General features: G+C 50.5%; 23 protein-coding genes. 21 read left to right on the top strand and 2 right to left on the bottom strand.

Annotated features, from left to right (window positions below; translation table 11 throughout):
* The first annotated feature begins 63 nt into the window (after positions 1-63).
* The 18 genes from HPY90_RS02770 to HPY90_RS02685 all read left to right on the top strand — a co-directional run bounded on the left by HPY90_RS02770 (position 64) and on the right by HPY90_RS02685 (position 17,268).
* On the top strand, positions 64-2,064 hold the full coding sequence (locus HPY90_RS02770) for an NADH-quinone oxidoreductase subunit 5 family protein (protein ID WP_287190875.1): 2,001 nt from the start codon (positions 64-66) through the stop codon (positions 2,062-2,064).
* A complete protein-coding gene (locus HPY90_RS02765; protein WP_287190872.1) occupies positions 2,049-2,897 on the top strand; it encodes a respiratory chain complex I subunit 1 family protein in 849 nt (282 codons plus the stop codon). The genes HPY90_RS02770 and HPY90_RS02765 overlap by 16 nt, the downstream gene beginning before the upstream one ends.
* A gap of 40 nt (positions 2,898-2,937) precedes the next feature.
* On the top strand, positions 2,938-3,435 hold the full coding sequence (locus HPY90_RS02760; RefSeq protein ID WP_287190869.1) for an NADH-quinone oxidoreductase subunit B family protein: 498 nt from the start codon (positions 2,938-2,940) through the stop codon (positions 3,433-3,435).
* Entirely contained in the window at positions 3,371-3,748 is a 378-nt protein-coding gene (locus tag HPY90_RS02755) for an NADH-quinone oxidoreductase subunit C (RefSeq protein WP_287190866.1), read from the top strand. Before HPY90_RS02760 ends, HPY90_RS02755 begins: the two co-directional genes overlap by 65 nt.
* A complete protein-coding gene (locus HPY90_RS02750) occupies positions 3,738-4,817 on the top strand; it encodes a hydrogenase large subunit (protein WP_287190863.1) in 1,080 nt (359 codons plus the stop codon). The genes HPY90_RS02755 and HPY90_RS02750 overlap by 11 nt, the downstream gene beginning before the upstream one ends.
* Positions 4,818-4,843: 26 nt before the next feature.
* Complete coding sequence (locus tag HPY90_RS02745; protein WP_287190951.1) at positions 4,844-5,197, top strand: 4Fe-4S binding protein; 354 nt, start codon at positions 4,844-4,846, stop codon at positions 5,195-5,197.
* 156 nt (positions 5,198-5,353) lie between these two features.
* Positions 5,354-6,778 carry a sigma-54 interaction domain-containing protein gene (locus HPY90_RS02740; RefSeq protein ID WP_287190861.1) on the top strand — a complete coding sequence of 475 codons (1,425 nt, stop codon included), beginning with the start codon at positions 5,354-5,356 and terminating at the stop codon, positions 6,776-6,778.
* Positions 6,779-7,203: 425 nt separating this feature from the next.
* Positions 7,204-8,664 carry a 4-hydroxyphenylacetate 3-hydroxylase family protein gene (locus tag HPY90_RS02735; protein ID WP_013174847.1) on the top strand — a complete coding sequence of 487 codons (1,461 nt, stop codon included), beginning with the start codon at positions 7,204-7,206 and terminating at the stop codon, positions 8,662-8,664.
* A gap of 12 nt (positions 8,665-8,676) precedes the next feature.
* Positions 8,677-8,991 carry a NifU family protein gene (locus HPY90_RS02730; protein ID WP_287190857.1) on the top strand — a complete coding sequence of 105 codons (315 nt, stop codon included), beginning with the start codon at positions 8,677-8,679 and terminating at the stop codon, positions 8,989-8,991.
* A complete protein-coding gene (locus HPY90_RS02725; protein ID WP_287190855.1) occupies positions 8,963-9,292 on the top strand; it encodes a hypothetical protein in 330 nt (109 codons plus the stop codon). The genes HPY90_RS02730 and HPY90_RS02725 overlap by 29 nt, the downstream gene beginning before the upstream one ends.
* Positions 9,293-9,295: 3 nt before the next feature.
* A complete protein-coding gene (locus tag HPY90_RS02720; RefSeq protein ID WP_287190852.1) occupies positions 9,296-10,597 on the top strand; it encodes an acetyl-CoA hydrolase/transferase family protein in 1,302 nt (433 codons plus the stop codon).
* A gap of 151 nt (positions 10,598-10,748) precedes the next feature.
* The gene (locus HPY90_RS02715) at positions 10,749-11,249 is read left to right on the top strand and encodes a DUF1097 domain-containing protein (RefSeq protein ID WP_013174851.1); all 501 of its coding nucleotides are present in this window, start codon (positions 10,749-10,751) and stop codon (positions 11,247-11,249) included.
* A gap of 39 nt (positions 11,250-11,288) precedes the next feature.
* A complete protein-coding gene (locus tag HPY90_RS02710) occupies positions 11,289-12,077 on the top strand; it encodes an N-acyl homoserine lactonase family protein (RefSeq protein WP_287190849.1) in 789 nt (262 codons plus the stop codon).
* A gap of 418 nt (positions 12,078-12,495) precedes the next feature.
* The gene (locus HPY90_RS02705; RefSeq protein ID WP_287190847.1) at positions 12,496-13,683 is read left to right on the top strand and encodes an ABC transporter substrate-binding protein; all 1,188 of its coding nucleotides are present in this window, start codon (positions 12,496-12,498) and stop codon (positions 13,681-13,683) included.
* Between the two features lie 153 nt (positions 13,684-13,836).
* Positions 13,837-14,712: a branched-chain amino acid ABC transporter permease gene (locus HPY90_RS02700; RefSeq protein WP_287190844.1), complete on the top strand. Its 876-nt coding sequence runs from the start codon at positions 13,837-13,839 to the stop codon at positions 14,710-14,712.
* Positions 14,713-15,618 carry a branched-chain amino acid ABC transporter permease gene (locus HPY90_RS02695; RefSeq protein ID WP_287190841.1) on the top strand — a complete coding sequence of 302 codons (906 nt, stop codon included), beginning with the start codon at positions 14,713-14,715 and terminating at the stop codon, positions 15,616-15,618.
* Positions 15,599-16,351, top strand: a complete 753-nt coding sequence (locus HPY90_RS02690; RefSeq protein ID WP_287190838.1) for an ABC transporter ATP-binding protein — start codon at positions 15,599-15,601, stop codon at positions 16,349-16,351. The genes HPY90_RS02695 and HPY90_RS02690 overlap by 20 nt, the downstream gene beginning before the upstream one ends.
* A complete protein-coding gene (locus HPY90_RS02685) occupies positions 16,348-17,268 on the top strand; it encodes a DMT family transporter (RefSeq protein ID WP_287190835.1) in 921 nt (306 codons plus the stop codon). Before HPY90_RS02690 ends, HPY90_RS02685 begins: the two co-directional genes overlap by 4 nt.
* A 1-nt stretch (position 17,269) precedes the next feature.
* Here HPY90_RS02685 and HPY90_RS02680 read toward each other — a convergent pair whose 3' ends face one another.
* Positions 17,270-18,253, bottom strand: a complete 984-nt coding sequence (locus HPY90_RS02680; protein ID WP_287190831.1) for a SpoIID/LytB domain-containing protein — start codon at positions 18,251-18,253, stop codon at positions 17,270-17,272.
* A gap of 104 nt (positions 18,254-18,357) precedes the next feature.
* Between HPY90_RS02680 and trmL the strand changes: the two genes are divergently transcribed.
* The gene (gene trmL, locus HPY90_RS02675; RefSeq protein WP_013174859.1) at positions 18,358-18,816 is read left to right on the top strand and encodes a tRNA (uridine(34)/cytosine(34)/5-carboxymethylaminomethyluridine(34)-2'-O)-methyltransferase TrmL; all 459 of its coding nucleotides are present in this window, start codon (positions 18,358-18,360) and stop codon (positions 18,814-18,816) included.
* A 90-nt stretch (positions 18,817-18,906) separates the two neighbouring features.
* Here the strand turns inward: trmL and fdxA are convergent, their stop codons facing one another.
* Complete coding sequence (gene fdxA / locus HPY90_RS02670) at positions 18,907-19,083, bottom strand: 4Fe-4S ferredoxin (protein ID WP_013174860.1); 177 nt, start codon at positions 19,081-19,083, stop codon at positions 18,907-18,909.
* A gap of 276 nt (positions 19,084-19,359) precedes the next feature.
* Between fdxA and glgP the strand changes: the two genes are divergently transcribed.
* Together glgP and HPY90_RS02660 are read left to right on the top strand one after the other, a co-directional pair.
* Positions 19,360-20,973 (top strand): alpha-glucan family phosphorylase, encoded by a 1,614-nt coding sequence (gene glgP / locus HPY90_RS02665; protein ID WP_287190829.1) that lies wholly within the window; start codon positions 19,360-19,362, stop codon positions 20,971-20,973.
* A gap of 200 nt (positions 20,974-21,173) precedes the next feature.
* Positions 21,174-21,371, top strand: a complete 198-nt coding sequence (locus tag HPY90_RS02660; protein WP_013174862.1) for a hypothetical protein — start codon at positions 21,174-21,176, stop codon at positions 21,369-21,371.
* Positions 21,372-21,381 lie beyond the last annotated feature (10 nt).

Here is a 21,381-nt window from a genome sequence, read left to right as displayed (position 1 = left end):
ATCCATTGCTCTGCCTGACATTTGCCGGTTCTTCCGTACTCCCGGGGGAAAGGAGTACGGGTATTGTCTGCTTTGAAAACGTTTTTGTTAATGTCCTTGTTCTTGCCTTTCTCAGTTGCTTTGGCGAGTTATATAATCAAAGGTACAAACTGGCGCAGGATTCTCGTTGTCACCATGTCGCTAATACTCGGACTTGCAGCTTATTGGCTGTATGCTAAAGTGCCCTTAACCCCGGTCTTTATTTCCTTCCACGGGTGGGAAAAAGCGGTCACCTTCCTCGATATTCTCCTCTTGTTCTACATCCTTTACGTTGGAATCGAAAACCGGCATCTACCCATCGGTTTACTGGCCATATTGCAGCTAGCATTGGTGGCGTACGTCGAGGGGTTCTTGGGTCCAGACTCCCGAGCTGTCGGCACTTTTGCCGTTGACCGCCTGTCGGTGGTCATGTTCTTTGTAGTGTCGGTTGTCGGGTCTCTCATCAGTGTCTATGCTCTTCCCTACATGGAAGAGCACGTGGAACACGTCGAATTAGACCGTAACCAGCGTTTCTTTTTCTGGTTTGTCTTGTTCTTAGCGGTCATGAATGGCCTCATTTTTGCCAACAACGTTCTCTGGCTGTATTTCTTCTGGGAAGCCACTACCCTTTGTTCCTTTCAGCTCATCGGTCACGACGATACCGAAGAAGCACGCCGTAATTCATTACACGCGCTTTACCTCAATTCCGTAGGTGGGCTGGCCATGATTACTGGTATAACCGTGATGCTGGCCGGATTCACCGGGAGGACTCTGTCTCTGGCGGACATAGCTGCGAGCGACTTGGGGCTTGTCTCCCCCGTTTTTCTCCTGGCGCTGGCTCTGTTTATGACCGCTGCCTTTACCAAGTCAGCTCAGTTTCCTTTTCAAAACTGGCTTTTGGGGGCTATGGTAGCTCCTACACCGGTATCGGCTTTGCTTCATTCTAGCACCATGGTCAAGGCCGGGGTATACCTGGCGGTGCGGCTGGCCCCGGCCTACGACGGTACCGCTCTTGCGACGTTCATAGCCTTGATCGGCGCTTTCAGCTTTTTTGCCGCTTCTTTGATGGCGGCGGGTAACGATAACGCCAAGGCAGTTTTAGCCTACTCGACGGTAGCAAATCTCGGGCTTATTTTCGCTTGTTGCGGGATCGATCTTCCGCTTTCAGTGGCGGCTGCGGTTCTGCTGATCATCTTCCATGCCTTAGCCAAAGGGCTTCTTTTCATGGGAGCAGGAGTTATCGAGCACCGACTGGGTTCGCGGAACATAGAGAGCATGGAGGGATTAGGAGAAAAGCTGCCTTTGCTGGCTCTGCTGATGGTTGGCGGGGGTTTTGCCATGTTCTTGCCGCCGTTCGGGATGTTGTTCTCCAAGTGGGCGGCCATGGCTTCGGCTGCGACTTCACCTTTGGTCTTATTGTTATTCGTAGCCGGCAGTGCCCTGACGACCGTTTTTTGGAGCAAATGGATGGGCCGGATCCTGGCCGCGTCACCGGGTAGGGTTGCTAAACGGGCTACAACACATGTTTCGAGCCGTGGGGCAGGATACTATGCCGTTTCTCTGGGTATTCTAGGTTTAGCTACTCTTGTACTTTCTTTTGATGTGACAACCGTAATTGACCGGTTGGTTGCCCCTGCCTTGGTTTGGTTCTACCCGTTAGCTTTTCAACCTGCCCTGGGCGGAAACGTAATACTGTTCAGCTGGGCGAGTTTTCTCCACCCTAACCTGGCGATCACCGGATTGCCGGAAGGAGTTTTTCCCTTCGGTCTTATGGGAGGAGCCTTGGTGGCTACCTTGGTCTTGCCCTGGCTTCTGTTCAGGCCCGAATTTCAAGCTGCCAGTTCAGTTTACCTTTGCGGAGAGAACATGCCTGGTGAAGAAAACCGTTGTTTCGTCAGCAGCATGGAAAAAGGGACAGAAGTGGCTTTGGCAGGCTACTATTTCACCGGTTTTATAAATGAAGGACTTTTGAGGCGGTTGAGCTGGATAGGAGGGGCTATTCTTATACTGATGCTAGGGGTTATCGTGTTATGGGTACTTTGGTGAAGATACTGCTTATAGTTCTCTTAGCCCCCGTCTTGGGTGGGCTGCTCTTGGGGGTTGACCGCAAGCTCACGGCCAAGATGCAGGGACGTAAAGGTCCCCCTGTAATTCAACCGTTTTACGATCTCGTCAAGTTGTGGGCCAAAACCAGCACTTACACCAACAAGCCCCAGGTGTTTTTTATCTGTGCCTATCTTGTATGGATGCTGCTCGGCCTGGTTATGCTGGCTACCGGGCTGGATTTTCTGGTATTCGTCTTCACTATGACCGTGGCCGAGGTGGCTTATATACTGGCAGGGTTTGCTACCCGTTCTCCTTACAGCCACATCGGGAGCACCCGCGAACTGATCCAGGTGCTGGCGGCAGAGCCAGTCTTACTGTTTGTAGCGTTTGCGCTTTACCTCGAAAACGGGACTTTTCTCGTCCAGGGGGCCTTGGTCAACCCGTCGCCTTTGTTGTTATCTTATCCTTTGTTGTTTTTGGCGGTGCTCTTAATCCTGACCATCAAAGTACGCAAATCTCCTTTCGATATTTCGTCTGCTCTCCACGCGCATCAGGAGATAGTGCGCGGGATTAACACCGAGTTTTCGGGTCGGTACCTGGCAGTAGTTGAGCTGTCTCACTGGCTGGAGACGGTAGTGTTTCTTTTTATCATTTTCTTGTTTTGGGCCAATCCCTGGTGGGCGGGGGTTTTGTGGGCACTTGGAGCGTATTTCTTGGAACTGGTTGTGGACAACATTTCTCCGCGGATGAACTGGAACTGGATGATTAAAGTGGCCTGGACGGCCGGTATCCTGTTATCAACGAGCAACCTGGTTTGGAGGGTATGGGGCTAATGGCCGTACTCACACCAGGCTACTTGAAGGAGTGAAGGTCTTGAGCCTCGTTGATCGGGCGCGATCGAAGTCCCCGTGGGTAATGCATTTTGACACTGCGGGCTGCAACGGTTGTAGTATCGAGGTGTTTGCTTGTTTTACTCCTTTGTATGATTTAGAGCGGTTCGGTATTGTAAACGTCGGAAACCCGAAACACGCTGATGTGCTTTTGGTTACGGGCACTGTCAACCACAAGGCCAAGAGGGTGTTGAAGACTGTCTACGACCAAATGAATCATCCCAAGGTCGTAGTGGCGGTAGGTATCTGTGCCACCTCCGGCAACGTCTTTCACCAGAGCTACAACTGTTTGGGGGGAGTGGACAAGGTGGTGCCTGTGGACGTGTATGTTCCCGGGTGCGCGGCACGGCCTGAAGCCATTATTGACGGCATTTTCCTGGCCTTAAAGAAACTGGAGGAGAAAAGAAGGGACAAGGATGCAAGCCATCGAGAAGTTGAACCGACAGGAACTTCTGGACAGGGTGAGGCAGCTGTCCGGTAAGGGAGCTCGCCTGGTTTCGATTACCGGGGTGGACACCGGCCAGTGGTTGGAACTTATTTACGTTTTTGAAGACGAGTTGGAGATGGTGGCTTTTAAGACAGAGGTGGAACGGGAAGGCTTTTTCCCGAGCATTGACCATTTTTACCCGGGGGCATGGCTGGCTGAAAACGAGATCCAAGACTTGTTCGGACTGAAGTTTGAGGGGTTGGGGGTAGATTTCGGGGCATACATGCTTCTGAGCCACGACAGCCCAAAGCGGCCTTTTATCAAAGAAGTACGAGTAAGAGGGGCTATGAAATCTGATGAAAGCTAGCACCATAATTCCTTTCGGACCCCAGCACCCGGTCCTGATCGAACCCCTACAGCTGGCTCTGAAGGTCGAAGACGAGCGGGTAGTTGAGGTGAGACCGGCCTTAGGTTACACTCACCGGGGACTGGAAAAAGGGGCGGAATTAAACGACGTAGTCAGAAACATTTTTATGGCGGAGCGTGTGTGTGGCATTTGTTCATTTATCCACAGTTGGTGCTACTGTGCCTGTATAGAGGAGCTGTTGAACGTCGAGTCGCCGCCCCGCGCAGAATTCATCCGCCTCGTTTCCGCCGAGCTTACCCGCATACACAGTCATCTATTGTATCTCGGGCTTTTGGCCGACGGCCTGGGGTTTGAGAGCTTGTTCATGCAGTTTTGGCGGGTGCGAGAAAGGGTTTTAGATCTGATGGAGGCAATCAGTGGCGGGCGCGTGATTATGGGCAACTGCACCATCGGCGGGGTGAGGAAAGACATAGACGCGGACATGGTTCGGGCTATATTCAAAGAAGTGAACGAGGTAGAAAGGGATCTCGTACCACTAACGCGGGCTGTGTTAGACGATTACACGGTTAAAAAACGAACAGTGGGCAAGGGAGTGCTGAGTAAAGAGGACGCAATCAAATTCGGAGCTGTGGGGCCGGTGGCCCGGGCCAGTGGGGTAAGAACCGATGTGAGGCTGTTAGGCGAAGGCCCTTACAAGTACGTCGATTTCGAAGTGGTTATCGACAAGGATGGAGACGCTTACGCCCGCACCGCTGTTCACGTGCGCGAGGTGTTTGTTTCCCTGGATTTAATCCGGCAGACACTATGTAAATTGCCGGCTGGGGAGATAAAGGCTGACTGGAAAGGAAGGGTTCAGGGCGAGGTCATTAAACGGATGGAGCAGCCGCGAGGAGAGATGATGTACTATGTCCGCGGCAACGGTAACCGAAACCTGGAAAGATTCAAGGTCAGGACTCCCACTTTCGCGAATATCCCACCTCTTTTGGAAATGTTGCCCGGTTGCGAATTGGCAGACGTTCCGGTTATAGTCATTTCCATTGATCCGTGTATTGCCTGCACGGAGCGATAGAGGAGGAGTTGATGATAGTGCCGGGGATGTTGATACAGGTATTCAGAAACCTTTTTTCCCGGCCGGCAACTAGGGGCTACCCTTACCAGCCAAGGGAACCGTTCCGGGCAGCCCGGGGAACTTTGATGCTCGATATCGACAAGTGCATAGTTTGCGGGGCTTGCGAAAAGGCGTGCCCGGCCGGGGCGATTGAGGTGAAACCCAAGGAACACCTGTACAAATACGACCCGTACAGTTGTATCGTTTGCGGGAACTGTGTAGAGGCTTGTCCTACCGGCTGTTTCGAGATAACCTCAGAGTGGCGCAAGCCGGTGACCGAGATGCGAACGATGGTCTGGGAGGTTACCCGGACTAAGAAACGGGCGGAGAGAATGGCCTAAGCTTGGTTGAAACGCATCTCTGTATGACGGTTTAATTTTAGAAGGTCAAGGCTGATCGCTAGAGGAGAAGTAGAATAGCGATAGATATCCTACCCCGTTTAGTAACCATAGCAGACTTGGCACACTTTTTGACATCAATTTGCAGTGAACCGTATAATGAAAACAAGAAGGGTAGGTAAGGGCGCCATGGTGGACACCAGCAGGTTACCTGGAATAGACAAAAAGCACCGAGTAAGTATGAAGGACCTGTTGTCAACCATCGATGGACAGGTTGGTGTTTATTTGACGGACGGAGCAGCCTTCACCTTGGGAGTCAGCCGTGCCTATGAAGAGTTGACTCAGATAGCAGAAGAAGAAGTTATTAACCGACATATGCGCGAACTCGAAGAGGCAAAGTTCATCGACAAATCGGTGACTCTGCTGGTCTTGAAGAATAAAGCCCCTTTAACTATACAGCAGAAAATACTGCGTAGTAAGAAAAAGGTAATCGTTACTGGCAACCCGGTGTTCAACCAAGAAGGCGAAATACTCTTGGTTGCAACCACGGTATGTCCAACAAACGAAAAAAATGAGTTCTTAGCCACTCTTGAAAGCACCCCCCACGTTCTCTCAGCTATAGAGAACATGGTGGCTACAAGCAAGGCCATGCAGAGAGTGCTTTTAAGGGCTATCCGGGCTGCAGCCACCGACTCCACAGTTCTGCTAATAGGGGAATCGGGCGTAGGTAAGGAGGTTGTGGCCAGGGTTATTCACCAGAGTAGTCAACGCAGAAGCAAAGCCTTTGTGAAAGTAAACGTGGCTTCGCTTCCTGATGAACTGATTGAATCTGAACTCTTTGGCTATCAGCCCGGGGCTTTTACAGGAGCGACCAAATCCGGCAAGGTGGGCTTAGCAAAGGCTGCTGACGGAGGAACCCTGTTTCTGGATGAGATTAGCGAAATACCGCTGAGTAGCCAAGCAAAACTCTTACGCCTGCTTCAGGAAAAAGAGTTCATTCCCATAGGAGGCGTAACTTCTACCAGAGTAGATGTCAGGTTTATCGCTGCTACTAATAAGAGCCTGGAGGAAATGGTCGAAAAGGGAGAGTTCAGACAGGATCTTTACTACAGGCTTAACGTCATCCCGATCCATATCCCCCCTTTGCGAGAGCGTAAAGAAGATATTCATCCTCTAGCCGAGATGTTTCTTGACAAATTCCGGAGACGCTTCTCAATCGACAAAAAGCTATGTCCTTCTGGCCTGCAAGCGCTCTTGGATCACAATTGGCCAGGAAACGTCCGGGAACTAGAAAACCTGCTGGAGAGACTGGTCGTTCTCTATCCTCAGTCCAAGATTACTAGAGAGTTGGTGGAGAACGAATTGGGGACGCGTTGTGTCAAAACGAGAAATGGATCCTTCCAGGTAAGCAGCACGGTGATCAAAGAGAAAAAGGATCTTTCACACGCAGTAGACTCGTTTGAGAAACAGCTCATCGAACAGACCCTTCGCCAATGTAATTTCGACCTCCGCAAGACCGCGAGAGCCCTTGGTATTCACCGTACGACTTTGTTAAGGAAAATGCGGAAATACGAAATCAATTGACATCCTTCCTTAGTCAAATTGGCTCGAAGCTAAGTACCGGCCTTTCGCGAGCCAGCCCCCCGGCGTCCTGAGTATCCCACAAGTTTAAAGCACCAGCTAAGACCTTCAAGTGTGCAGCTCTGCACAGATGACGGTCGCAAACCTGCACACGGTAGATTTCCCTTGTGTCTTTCCATGCCTAGAATAACGACTTTTCCAACTGCCTTTGCGTTCTGATTTCCGCACTAACTTTTCCTATCAGAGGAAACTGCGTTCTTATGGGCATTCGGCGCTTGGCATGCTTTTTGCGTTTACTATTAGTGAACATGCGGAACCCGAACTTTGGAGAAGAATATGGCACAAGGGGGTGAACACGAAGCACTGAGGAAAAGCGTTCTCAAAGGCTGTCAAAGAAAACAGCGTTTCTGAGATGGAGGTGATTAAATATGATGACAGCCGCCGAATACATTCAGAGTTTGAGGGATCTAGGACCGCGCAACATTTACGTTCTGGGGGAGAAGATCCAAAACCCGGTAGACCATCCGTTAATACGACCGTCTATCAACTGCTGTGCCATGACTTACAAGCTGGCAGAGCTCCCGGAGTATCAGGAATTGATGACAGCCAAATCGGCTCTGACAGGTCGTACTATCAATCGTTTCTGCCATTTGCATCAGGATACTGAGGACCTTATTAAGAAAGTTAAGATGCTGCGTCTGGTGGGCAACATGACGGGGTCTTGCTTCCAACGCTGCGTGGGCATGGATGCCCTCAACGCCGTATGGAGCACCACCTATGAAATGGATGCCAAGCTCGGCACCAATTATCACGAACGCTTCCGCAACTATGTCCTAGAGTGGGAAGAAAAGGACTGGACGGTCGACGGGTGTATGACAGACCCGAAGGGAAACCGCTCGGTCGGTCCTTCCGAACAGGCCGATCCCGACCTTTTCGTCCGCGTGGTCGAAAAGAGGCAAGATGGAATTGTGGTTAGAGGAGCTAAGATGCACCAGACAGGCATTCTGAACTCCCACGAAATACTGGTCATGCCAACGCAGACAATGCGACCGGAGGATGCAGATTATGCTGTGGCTTTCGCCGTACCTGCTGATGACCCGAGCCTCATATACATTTACGGTCGCCAGAGTTGCGATACCCGCAAGTTGGAATCCACGAAGGTTGACGTTGGCAACGTCAACTACGGAGGACAGGAAGCCGTAGTAATATTCAACAACACATTCGTGCCGTGGAACCGCGTGTTCATGTGTGGTGAAATCGAATTTACGGGCATGCTGGTGGAGCGATTTGCCGGGTACCATCGTCAGTCGTATGGAGGGTGCAAGGTTGGTAACGGTGACGTGCTAATAGGAGCAACTGCGGCCATAGCAGATTACAATGGGGTCGCTAAAGCTTCCCACGTCAAGGACAAGATTGTGGAAATGGTCCACCTCAACGAAACGTTGTATGCGTGCGGAATAGCCTGCTCTGCAGAAGGACGCAAGACCGCGTCCGGCAATTACCTTATCGACATGATGCTGGCCAACGTCTGCAAGCAAAACGTTACCCGGTTCCCCTACGAAATTGCCAGGCTGGCCCAGGATATCGCGGGCGGTTTAGTGGTAACCATGCCATCTGACGCCGACTTCAACTCACCCGAGGTTGGAGAGTGGTGCAGGAAGCTTATGGTTGGAGATCCCAAGTATCCTACAGAACACAGGCAGCGCATGCTGCGCCTGATTGAAACTATGACGTTGGGTGCCGTTGCCGTGGGCTACTTGACGGAATCTCTACACGGAGCGGGTTCTCCGCAGGCGCAGAGAATTATGATCAGCAGGCTTGCCAACCTTGAGCAAAAGAAAGCCTTGGCGCGAAGGTTGTGCGGCATCGACCCCGATGGCCTGTTCTGAAGAGATGGGAGTATGAGCATGAAAGAAACTTTAGTGAAGTTCCTGGCTGAAAAGGTCACTCCGTACCTGCAAATGCACGGGGGTGATGTCGAGTTCGTCGACGTGGTGGATAATTGCGTGTCCATAAGGTTGAAAGGAGCTTGTCAAGACTGCAGCGCTGCCCAAATAACCGTCGAAACGGTGATAAAAGAGGCGATCGTTTCGAGATTTCTCGAAATAGAAAAGGTAATGATTGAGCCGTCAGATGATTCCCTAGAACTCATAAAAATCGCACGTGATATATTGTCGGGTGGTACCGGTGGGATCATCAACAACCATAAAGATTAGGTACTGCGGCGGATGTAACCAAGCGTATGATCGCGTGAAGTTGGTCTCCGATATCGTTAAGTCCCTTCACGAACAAAACGGAAAAGATTTTAGGGTCGTCTTCGGAAGAGACGACCCGGCCGACATCGAACTGGTAATCTGTGGATGTAGTGCCTGTTGCAGTGATACAGACGAACAGAAGGACGAGCGAACACCCCGAGGGAGATTCGTCGTGGGCCCGAACCTTCTGAACTACTACGAAATACCACAAAACGACCTCTTGCCGCGACTGTTGTCGCAGATTACTGGTGAGGAGGAATGATTGGTGAGTTGGAAAGAATATTACGAAAAGCGCATAGTGACCCCAGAAGAGGCGGCTAAGCTCATAAAATCCAACGACCGGGTGGTGCTGGGCCATGCCTGCGGGGAGCCCAAACTGGTGGTAGACGCCATGGTCGAAAGAGCGGGCGAACTGGAAAACGTCGAAGTGGTACACATGGTGGCCATGGGCAAGGCGCGTTATTGCCAGCCAGAATATGCCCAATCCTTTCGACACAACGCCCTCTTCGTAGGCGCAGCTACCCGGAACGCACTCAAAGAAGGGCGCGGTGACTATACCCCTTGTTTTTTCCATGAAATCCCTGGCCTGTTTCGCAACAACGTGCTGCTGGTAGACGTAGCCTTGGTTACCGTGTCGCCTCCCGATCGTCACGGCTTTGTCAGTTTGGGTATCTCCGTGGATTACACCCGTCAAGCCGTCCTCAGTGCCAAAACCGTAATCGCAGAAGTCAATCCTAATATGCCGCGCACCGGGGGTAACTCTTTTTTGGAAGTGACGGACATAGACTATTTCGTCCTGAGCGAGGAGCCGCTTTACCAGCTTTCCCCGCCGGAGATAACTGAAGTCGAAAGGGCTATAGGGGAGAACGTAGCGTCCTTGATAAAAGACGGAGACTGTCTGCAGTTGGGAATCGGCGCCATACCCGATGCCGTTTTGAGCTTCCTGGGCGACAAGAGCGACATCGGCATTCACTCCGAAATGGTATCTGACGGGGTAATGAACCTGGTCAAGAAAGGGGTTATTAACTGTCGCCGAAAAACCCTGCATCCCAACAAAATAGTAATTACGTTTGCCATGGGTACTCCGGAATTCTACCGGTGGCTGGACTACAATCCATTGATCGAGTGTTACACCGTAGATTATACAAATGACCCATTTGTTATAGCCAGAAATGATAACATGGTGTCTATCAACTCGGCTCTCGCAGTCGATCTACTCGGACAAGTTGCGGCAGACACGTTGGGGCCTTACCAGTTCAGTGGCGTCGGAGGGCAAGTTGACTTTGTTCGAGGTGCTGCCCGCTCTTCCCGAGGGAGAAGCATCATAGCAATGCCTGCTACGGCTGCGCAGGGCAATGCATCGAGAATAGTGCCTTCCTTAGCACCAGGGCAAGCGGTGACCACCTCAAGAAATGATGTGGATTACGTCGTAACCGAGTTCGGTGTAGCCAAGTTGAAAGGCAAAACCGTTAGGGACAGAGCCCGTTCTCTTATAGAAATAGCGCATCCTGCATTCAGAGACGAATTGAGGGAAAAGTTTTCACAATTAATGGGCTATTCGATTTAGCTTACAGGAACAACTGGAGTTTAAACGACTTGATTAGCTTCGCAGGTCCAAGTTGATTCCAGGGTTTTTGGTTCTTTTGCCATGTGTAAGTCAGAAGGAGGTGAGAATTAGTTGAGTAAGCCGTTCATTCAAAGCAAAAGGAGGTGAAGGAATGCCCTTAGCTTTGTCGGTTGGAGTTCTTGCTGGCCTATTAACGTACTTTGCTGTCGCAACAAGTTCTGCGCTTCATATCGTTGTTTGGGTGTCGTTTATTGCCTGGGCCGTATTTTTCGTTGCAGGTGCAGACAAAAACGGTGTGCTGAAATCGCTGGTTCCCCTTTGTGGTGGCACTGTGTGGGGATGCATCTGCATCCTTGCGATGCAGGGGCTAGCTCGTGGGTTTAGTTTACCGGCACTGTCTGTCTTAGTGGGACTAGCTGCCCTAGTGATTGTCTTGATGATGAAGCTCCCTCTATTCGAACTAGCACCTGCACAGTTCTTAGGTTTTGCAGCTTATTTCGGTAGCTATTTCGGTAACGCGGTCGGCCCGAACCAGTCGCCGGTGTTCGTTGCGCTTTGCGTCGCCGTCTCGTTGGCTGTCGGCGTTCTTGTTGGTCTCGTTTCTGTTCAAATACCGAATCTGTTCAGCGGTAAAGAGGTTTCTAGCCAATGAGATTATTAGGGACTTGTTTTGATAATTTGACGAGGAGGAGTGATTGAAGTGAAGCTTTACTTTTTCGAGTGCGGTATCTTGAAGAGCCAAAAACAGTACTTTACAGCAGGGCGCGGTCTGCTCGAGCCTTTCGACGTCCCCGTTCCGTTCTTTTTAATCGAACACCCTCAAGGCTATGTTCTATACGACACTGGCAATGCCCTGGAGGTAGCTATTGACAAGGTAAAACACTGGGGCGACATAATTGCTGCGTACGATCCGGTTATGACAGAGGATCAATGGGTCGTAAACCAGATCAAAAGAGTCGGCGTCAAGCCGGAAGACATAAAATACGTGGTACTTTCTCATTTACACCTCGATCACGCGGGTGGTGTTGGTCACTTCCCCAACGCCAAGTACGTTGTCCAAAGAGATGAGTTGTACTACGCTTATGTGCCAGATTTCTTCATGAAAGGCGCATACATCCGGGCTGATTTTGATAAGAACGTTGACTGGTTTATCTTGGAGGGGTGGCGGGACAACAAATTCGATCTCTTCGGAGATGGGAAAATCATTATCTATTTCACGCCAGGACATACCCCCGGCCATCAATCGCTACTGGTCAACCTTGAAAAATCTGGTCCAATGATGCTAACCGGAGATGCCTGTTATACTACGGAAAACATCGACGAGGATGTCCTTCCAGGGCTCGGCTGGAGTCCTAGCCTCTGCGTCCAAACCATCCAGACTTTCAGGTTCCTGAGGGATCAAAGAGGCGTCCAAATAGTAACTGGTCATGATCCCGTAGCATGGCAACAGTATAAGAAAGCACCAGCATACTACGATTAGGTCATTTTACTCTATCTCCGTTAATAAGAATACTTAGATGTGCAACGGCGACTTGCAAAATAAGTTGTAATCACAAATCTAAGGAAGAGAGAATATTCTCTGTTCACCCCCGGTTTACATTCCATTTAAGAAGACCAGCATCGCGCCCTCGGCGTCGCTGGTCTTCTGTCTGTGCTATTCCACTTCCTTCCGAAGAGAACAACCTCGTTAGTATCGTTTAATCGTCCTGCTCAAATGCCAAACCTTCCGATTACTGGTGAAAACTAAACCACGGGAATCTGTAGCTCCGTTTTAGTAGTAGCAGGAATTGGCCAAAACGCGCGGAATATATTATTCGATATGCTATTTCGTGAAACGGGGGTGTATAAGGAAAGGTTTGAAACGGGAAGACTTGATTAACATTTGAGGAGGGAGAGAATTGAAGAAGCAGAAATTGTTGGCATTATTCATGGCCATAGCCATGCTGGTACTGGTTGTTGCGGGTTGTGGAGGATCTAAGACCGAGTCTACCGGTACACCAGCTTCCAAGAGCGAAGAGGTGGTCAAGTTAGGTTTTTTAGGGGCCTTAACGGGATCGGTGGCTAACTATGGTATCCCCGGCAAAAAGGGAATGGAGATGGCCATCGATGAGCTTAATGCTAAAGGCGGCATCCTCGGCAAGAAGGTTGTAGGCATCTATGAAGACAACAAGGGAGAAAGCAGCGAAGTCGCCAACATCACTCAGAAATACATCTCCCGGGATAAGGTTAACGCCATTATCGGCGATCCTTGTACCGGCTTGACCAAGGTTGCGGCCGAGATATGCCAGAAGAACAACGTAGTTCTTTTCTCGGCAGGCGCCACCGGCACCGGAGTCGTCGAATACGGGGACTGCATTTTCCGGAACACCCTGCTCGACAAGTTTGCGGTACCTTCGGTTGTCGACTGGATGATCAACACCAAGGGATGGAAGAACATAGCTATAATTACTTCGCTCAACAACGGTTACAGCACGGCTCTGACCCCAGTTTTCAAGGAAGCGATAGCAGCCAAGGGCGGCAAGGTCGTCATAGAAGAAACCATCAATGACGGTGATACCGACTTTTCGGCTCAGGTTACGAAGATTAAACAGGCCAAACCTGATGTTCTCGTCTTTACGGGTTATTACACGGAGGCTGCTTTAATTCAGAGGGAGGCGAAGAAGCAGGGGCTTGATATTACTTTGATCGGCGGTGACGGGTTGTACGGCAAAGACCTGATTAAGCTGGGCGGGGATGCGGTAGAAGGGAAAGTTATTTACTACTGCGGCTTCAGCTCAGACCAGCCGAGTCCAGAGACTGCGAAGTTTTTGAAGGACTATGAGGCCAGGTACAAGGAAAAGCCGGACATGTTCTCGGCTCAATACTACGACGCCGTTATGATCATCGCCAAAGCTATGACCGAAGCCAAAAGTACCAACCCGGCGGTCTTCAAGAAACAGCTGGCTAAGACCAAGGACTACCCGGGAGTTTCGGGCAATACAACTTTTGGTCCTGACCGAGAGCCTATCAAGAGCCCGATATGTCTTATTACGGTGAAGAACGGCGAGTTTGTTTTGCTGGATAAGATACCGGTAAAAGTTGACTAAATGCTTTGGGCTCGGGATGAATCCAGTTATAATAGTGCCGGTTCGGCTTACTCAAACATGGTTTAACACTGGCTGGGGCCAGTGTTAAACTGTGTTTGTGAGAGTACAGGCGGGCATGGCCGGGTTCTTTGCCCTTGGACAGGAGTGATTAAGGTGTTCTGGCAACAGTTGGTTAACGGGCTTACTCTGGGCAGCACATATGCTTTGATTGCTCTGGGTTACACAATGGTGTACGGCATTATTCAGCTCATCAACTTTGCCCACGGTGAAATATACATGTTCGGTGCTTTCGCCGGGCTTTTCCTGGTCACGGTCTTGCAGGTGAACGTGTTTGTTGCCATGATAGGGGCAATGATTTTCTGTATGGTACTGGGAGTTCTGGTCGAACGGATAGCTTACCGGCCCCTGCGCGGGAGGTCTAGCCGGCTGTCGGCTCTGATCAGTGCCATTGGGGTCTCTATATTCCTTTCGACTCTGATGGTGTTAATGCACGGCCCGGAAACGGAAAGGTACCCAGATACGGTGAAGATCGCAAGTTTCCACGTGGGAACGATACAGGTTTCTTCTTTGCAGGTCATCATCCTGGTCGTAACCGCTGTTCTTATGATCTGGCTTCAGCTTTTTATTCACAGGACCAGGTTGGGTAAAGCCATGCGGGCCTGCTCCCAAGACCTGGATGCGGCGGCGTTGATGGGAGTTGACGTAAATCGGGTCATTTCTTTTACTTTTGCGCTAGGCTCGGCTTTGGCGGCGGCGGGAGGAGTCATGGTGGGCCTATACTATAATGCGGTATGGCCTTATATGGGTTTGATGGCAGGTCTCAAAGCTTTTGCCGCTGCGGTATTGGGAGGCATAGGTTCTATCCCGGGAGCGATGCTGGGCGGCATATCTCTGGGGATAATGGAGATATTCGGGGTAGCCTATCTTTCGTCTTCTTACCGGGATGCCATAGCTTTTGGTATATTGATACTGGTGTTGATTGTACGTCCCCAGGGGATCCTGGGTAAACCGATTGCAAAGAAGGTATAGGTGAACGAAGTGGAAGCTTTCATAGTGGAGCACATCGATGCATACTACCTGCGTATATTGATACTTTTTGGCATCAATATCATTCTGGCTCTCGGGCTGAATCTTATCACCGGCGTAACCGGACAACTATCGATGGGACATGCCGGTTTCATGAGCATAGGAGCCTACACCTCTGCTATCCTGTCGCTTCACACCGGAGCTCCGTTTTGGTCGTGTCTCGTAGCTGGGGCAGTAGTGGCTGGGATGTTCGGGGTGCTCATCGGAGTTCCTACCTTGAGGCTGGAAGGAGACTATCTGGCAATGGTAACCATCGGGTTTGCCGAGATAGTCAGAGTCGTGTTCCTGAACCTGGATGTCGCTGGTAAGGCTATAGGGTTGTCCGGTATTCCTTCTCATACCGGTTTCGTGAACGTGTGGGCAGTAGCGTTGGCGGTGATCATCGCTAATTGGCAGTTACTCAAGTCTCGCGTGGGGATTGCGTTGTACGCCATTCGTGAGGACGAAATTGCAGCCGAGGCCTCGGGGGTTAATACCACCCTCTACAAGATAGGGGCGTTTGCGGTCGGTTCTTTCTTAGCGGGGATAGCCGGGTGTTTCTATGCCCACTTCATAACCTACATCAACCCGCAGGATTTTGGTTTTATGAAGTCGATTGAGATACTGAACATGGTGGTTTTAGGAGGAATGGGGAGTATCCCGGGTACTATTCTCGGAGCATTTGTACTCACCCTGGCTCCAGAAATGTTGAGGGTAGTTCAGGAGTATCGCCTCCTGTTTTACGGGGCACTGTTGGTTATCATGATGATTTTCCGTCCCAACGGGCTTCTGGGTGATGTCAGATGGCATGAAATCCGGAAACGGTGGGCGAGAAAAGAGGTGAAACCGCGTGGGGTTGCTGAAGGTTGAGAATGTATCCCACGAATTTGGTGGTTTGCGGGCATTAGACCGGGTCAGTCTTGCAATAGAACAAGGCGAGATTTTCGGTCTTATCGGTCCAAATGGGGCAGGCAAAACCACACTTTTCAACCTGATCTCCGGTATCTACAAACCTACGGAAGGCCAGGTGTTTTTTAAAGGAAGACCTATTCATAACCTTGCGCCCCATAAGATTAGTAGGCTCGGTGTGGGAAGGACTTTTCAGAATATACGTTTGTTTAAGAAATTGTCGGTTGTGGATAACGTAAAGGTTGGCATGCATGGGGTTATCATTCCTGAAGCTGCTGACAGTAAAGCTCTGGGTTGGGGCAATAAGAGAAAGGTTGAACAGCGGGCGGATGAACTATTGAACCTGGTTGGCCTTTATGAAAAAAGAATGGAGTACGCGGAGAGCCTGGCTTATGGGGAACAGCGTCGCCTGGAAATCGCAAGGGCTTTGGCCCGCAATCCTTGTCTGCTCCTACTGGATGAACCGGCTGCCGGGATGAACAATCGGGAAAAGGAAGAGCTGATGCAGTTGGTGGGCGATGTCAGGGATATGGGTATTACCATTCTGTTGGTCGAGCATGACATGAACGTGGTCATGAACGTTTGTGACCGTATTGCAGTCCTGGATTACGGAAAAAAGATTGCTGAAGGGGACCCGGTTTCGATCCGCAACGATGCCAGGGTTATTCAGTCCTACTTGGGGGTTGGAGCATGAGTCTCTCGCTAATATATTCGGTGTTGTTTTTAGGTATTCTATCGGTTTCTACGGCTTCCATCATGATCCGCTACTGCACTGCTCCTTCCCTAGTAATAGCTTTTTACCGAGTGTTGTTGACAGCCGGTTTGGCCGGGTTGATAGGGCTCAAAGACAGGCGAACTGGTTTTCTATCGATTTCTAGAAACGACATAGCGTATTGCCTAGGAGCCGGTTTTTTTTTGGCCCTGCATTTCGGATTCTGGATCACTTCGCTGGATTACACTTCTGTCTCGAGCTCAGTCCTCTTTACTAACCTTCAGGTAATATTCGTTCTGGCTTTTTCGTTCCTCTTTCTTAGAGAGAGAGTCGGCTTCAAAGCTATCCTCGGTATAATCGTGGCCTTGATGGGAAGTGTTCTTATCGCTGGGGGAGACTGGCACGGTGGCCGACTTTTCGGCGACCTTTTGGCCCTCATCAGTGCGGTTTTTGTTGCCGGATACTTTATCATTGGCCGTCGGGTAAGGGCCAGGGTCGACGTTTGGACTTATTCTTTGATCGTTAACGGAACGGCCGCCTTGGTGCTATTGGCTGCTGTTTCGATAGCAGGTTTTCCCCTCTACCCTTACCCCAAAAGCGACTACCTGCTGTTTTTCGGGCTGGCCCTGGTTCCTGGGATTGCTGGCCACACGGTTTTGAATTGGGCTTTAAAATTCGTCAAGGCTCCTATCGTTGCCGTTTCGGTCTTAGGCGAGAGTGTTATGGCCAGTATTTTAGCCTTTATTTTCTTCCACGAGACTCTGCGGGCATACCAGTTGCTAGGTGGGTTCTTGATATTGGCCGGGATTTATACCGCTTACCTCAACCAATCCCAAGATTTTAATAGCACAGACCTTCAATGCGCACCTGTGCCATCACCAAAGAACGAACACGTTTAGATTATTTCCAGAGAGTTACGACCCGGGTTCCGGGGTAGTAGTAGGTGACGATATCGGCGGCGGACTTTCCTTTTTTAGCCATGGCGTAGGCACCCCATTGCTCCATGCCCGCTCCGTGTCCCCATCCCTTACCGATAAAGACTACGTAGTCTCCTTGTGGACGGATGCTCGTTATCATGGTGGATTTGAGCCGGTCAGGGCCGAGCTGAGTCCGCAGGTCGACAGCAGGGATACTAGCTTTTCCAGCAGTTATAACCAAGGCTCTCCCCGAGGGACCGCGCTTACTGATTTTTATATCATCAAGGGATCCGGATTCGGGTCCGAGGATGTTTTTTAGCTCCCATCTCGGTATTTTGACCGTCCATTTTCTTTCTTTAGCAGGTGCGTATTTCATTCCAGGGGAGGCCAGCGGCTTGATGTATGCTGAGGCTGCTTCGGCCAGTTTGGGGAAGGCTTCCTCTATGCTCGCCGTCTTTCCTCCAGAACACGAGTGGAATTCAGCGTAAATGAACCTGCCGTTATAGGTTAGTACTTGACCGCGGGTAGCGGATACCGCCTTCCTAATCTTATCCGTAACCTGGCTTTCATCATACGCTTGGAAATGGGTATGGAGATCACAGGCATTAGTCTTGTGTTCGGGGGTTCCTCCTTGGTAATTGATAAGGGCTAGAGTTAGGGTTCTGGCTACGATAGCTTGGGCTTTAAGTGCTTCTAGAGGAGGGTTGGGACCGACTTCGGCAGCCACGACTCCCTCTAGGTATTTTTCTAGGGGCAGCCACTGAACAGTTCCTCCCAGCTTGTGCCGGTACAAAGAGATGGTCGGTTCTTGTTTGTACTTGGCTACTTCGGGGGCTAGGGGGACTACTCGTTCCGGTGTTGGTTTCTTTGTCGGTCCTCGAGACACTTGGGCGATGGCGACAACAACGATGACGGCGATCAGGACCAAGAGGCCGACGGGGATATACTTGCGCACCTGGCTGTTCATACACGGTATTCCTCCTACTTTTTTGTTTAGCATGTCCCGGTAGAGGTTTATTGTTTCTTCGAAAGTTTTGGTATCATAGGAAGAAAAGTGAACAGGTGATAAAAGTGCATGTGGTTTTGGTAGAACCAGAAATCCCGCAGAATACTGGCAACGTAGCTCGGACCTGTGCCCTGACCCAGACTACGCTGCATCTCGTAAAGCCCCTGGGCTTTTCCTTGGAGGACCGATATTTAAAAAGGGCAGGGCTCGATTACTGGGATAAAGTAGAAGTGAAGGTATGGGATAGCTTTGACAATTTGCTCGCTGTTTATCCTGGAAGAAGTTATTTCTTGGCGACAACCAAGAGCAAGCAGCGTTATACCGATGTCAGGTATAAAAAGGGAGATTTCATCGTTTTCGGTAAGGAAACCCAAGGACTGCCGGGGGAGCTTTTGGAGCGCTTTTCCCAGAGCCTTATTCGGATTCCGATGGTCGACATAGGAAGATCCCTCAATTTATCGAATGCTGTAGCAGTAGTGCTGTTTGAGGCTTTGCGCCAGCAGGGCTTCCCTGGGCTGCGGTAGCCCCAAAAAAGATACAAAAAGACCCCCGATTTTGGGGGCCTTTTCTTTTCTAGTATGGTTGACCGGTGTTGCCGCGGGTAGAAGCCTAGATCATTCTTCGGCTGGTTGAGGAGCTTCCACGGGACAAATTTCAGCGCAGGCTCCGCATTCGGTGCACAGTTCCGGGTCGATCACGTATTTATCGTCACCCTCGCTTATTGCTCCAACGGGACACTCATCTACGCAAACCCCGCAGCTAATGCATTCGTCAGTGATGTAGTAGGCCATTTTTTCCCTCCTTTTCTATGTACCCGGTTTTCAATTAAGCAAATTATATAATACGGTTTTTTCAGTTGTCAATTTTACCATAGCAGGGGCGTCAAGGGGTGTAAATGTAGACATCTTTAACCTGTTTGTGAGAGTCGAGGGCTGGCTTAGTTGGTAATACTTTTCACTGTATTAAAGCGTACCGGTCCCTTATACTATGGCTTAGGTCCCAAAGCGTAAGCGGTTTTCTCAGAATAGATATGGATGGACATATGTTTTAGAGGGGGAGGAGAAATCGTGGTGAGTTTAGAAAAACGAACACCGCGAGTTGCTTACTTTTGCATGGAATTTGGCCTGCATGAAGAGTTGGCCATTTACTCAGGAGGGCTAGGGATTTTGGCAGGAGACCACCTCAAGTCCGCTGCTGACTTAGGGTTTCCCTTAGTGGGCATAGGGCTGTTGTGGCGGCAGGGTTATACCATGCAGCTCATAGGTAGTGACGGAAAACCTTATGATGTTTTCCCGACCTATGCGTATGATTTTCTAAAGGATACAGGTGTGAAGATTAGGCTCGATATTCGCGGGCAGGAAACCTGGTGCAGGGTTTGGATGGTGGACAAGTACGGAAACGCCCCTTTGTACTTGCTTGACCCCAATGTCCCTGAAAACACGGAACGAGAAAAGTGGATTAATTTCAAACTGTATGGGGGCAACGATGAGGCCAGGGTAGCCCAAGAAATGGTATTGGGCATCGGCGGGGTTAGAGCTTTACGCGCTTTAGGGATGGAAATCGACGTTTACCATTTCAACGAAGGACACGCGGTTTTTGCCGGAATCGAGCTTATTCGCGAGAACATGTCTCGAGGCCTGGATTTCGAAGAAGCCTGGCGCAAAGCTCGAGAACAGATAGTGTTCACCACCCATACTCCAGTTCCGGCTGGCAATGAATGCCATGAACACTCTCTTCTACAGTATATGGGGGCATACAATGGCCTTGATTATGAGCAAATGAAGCGACTTGGTGGAGACCCGTTCAGTATGACCGTAGCCGGGCTTCGCCTAGCCCGAGTGGCTAACGCTGTTGCCGAACTACACGGCCACACCGCCAGGCGCATGTGGAGTGATGTGGAGGGAGCAGCTCCTATAATTCATATCACCAACGGCGTTCACCGATACACCTGGCAGGATGAGGGTATTCGAAAAGCTTGGGAAAGCGGGGCGGATCTGTGGGCCGAGCACCAGCGGGCTAAACGCGAACTGGTCCGTGAGATCGGAATGCGAACCAGTGTTTGGTTGGACCCAGATAAACTGCTTATCGGTTTTGCTCGAAGAGCGGCTCCTTACAAGCGGAGCGACTTGGTTTTCGGGAAACCCGAGGTTATAGAGCCGCTATTGACCAGCGGAAAGCTCCAGCTGGTGTTTTCCGGCAAAGCTCATCCCCAGGACGAAAAAGGAAAAGAGATTATAAGTAACCTGGTGGCAGCCTGCCGCCGGTATCCAAACAGCGTGGTGTTTCTTGAAAACTACGACATGAAACTGGGGCGCCTTTTAACCAGGGGCTGTGACGTGTGGCTCAACAATCCAAGACGGCCGCAAGAGGCGAGTGGGACTTCGGGGATGAAAGCAGCTATGAATGGGGTCTTGAACCTCAGTGTTCTTGACGGGTGGTGGCCGGAAGGGTGCCGGCACGGGGTAAACGGTTGGCAGTTTGCTGACGGTTACGAAGGTCCGGATCAAGACCAACACGACATGGAATGTCTTTACCGGGTCCTGGTAGAAGAAGTCATTCCCACGTACTATAGTTCCCGGGAAAAATGGCAGGAGATGATGAGGTCTAGCATTGAAATGGCTCAATACCAGTTTTCAACCGAAAGAATGGTGAAAGAGTATTACCAACGACTGTACTGCTGAGGTTAGCAGGCAAGGGTGTAAAGCTTAAGCTTCAGGTGTGTTTAGGAGCTGGCCGCGTTCGTGGAAAGAACGGCGGCTGGCTTTTTTTATACAACGAAGAAAGTGTAAGCATGACCTCTATGGTGTAGAATGGTGCTTAGAGCAGCGGGGATGATTTATAGCTGGCATTGACAGGCGCATTCGAATAAGGGGGGCGGAAGGTGAAAATAGGGCAAAAGGTACGGCTGGTGAGTGAATTTGCGGGCTTACCTGGCGGAACTACCGGACAGGTTGTAGGGTTGGAAGCAGGCGGGAGTTTGGTACGGGTAATGTGGCAAATCCCAGGGCGAGAGGGGAAAAAGCCTCTTTTTCACCTCTTCACAGTAGAGGAATACCAGAGGCTGTTGCAGGAGGTATAGGTTTGTGTCA

The organism is Syntrophothermus sp., from assembly GCF_013314835.1.
Lineage (GTDB): Bacteria > Bacillota > Syntrophomonadia > Syntrophomonadales > Syntrophothermaceae > Syntrophothermus > Syntrophothermus lipocalidus.
Note: the sequence above shows the minus strand (reverse complement) of the source record. Positions and strands in the feature narration are given on the sequence as shown.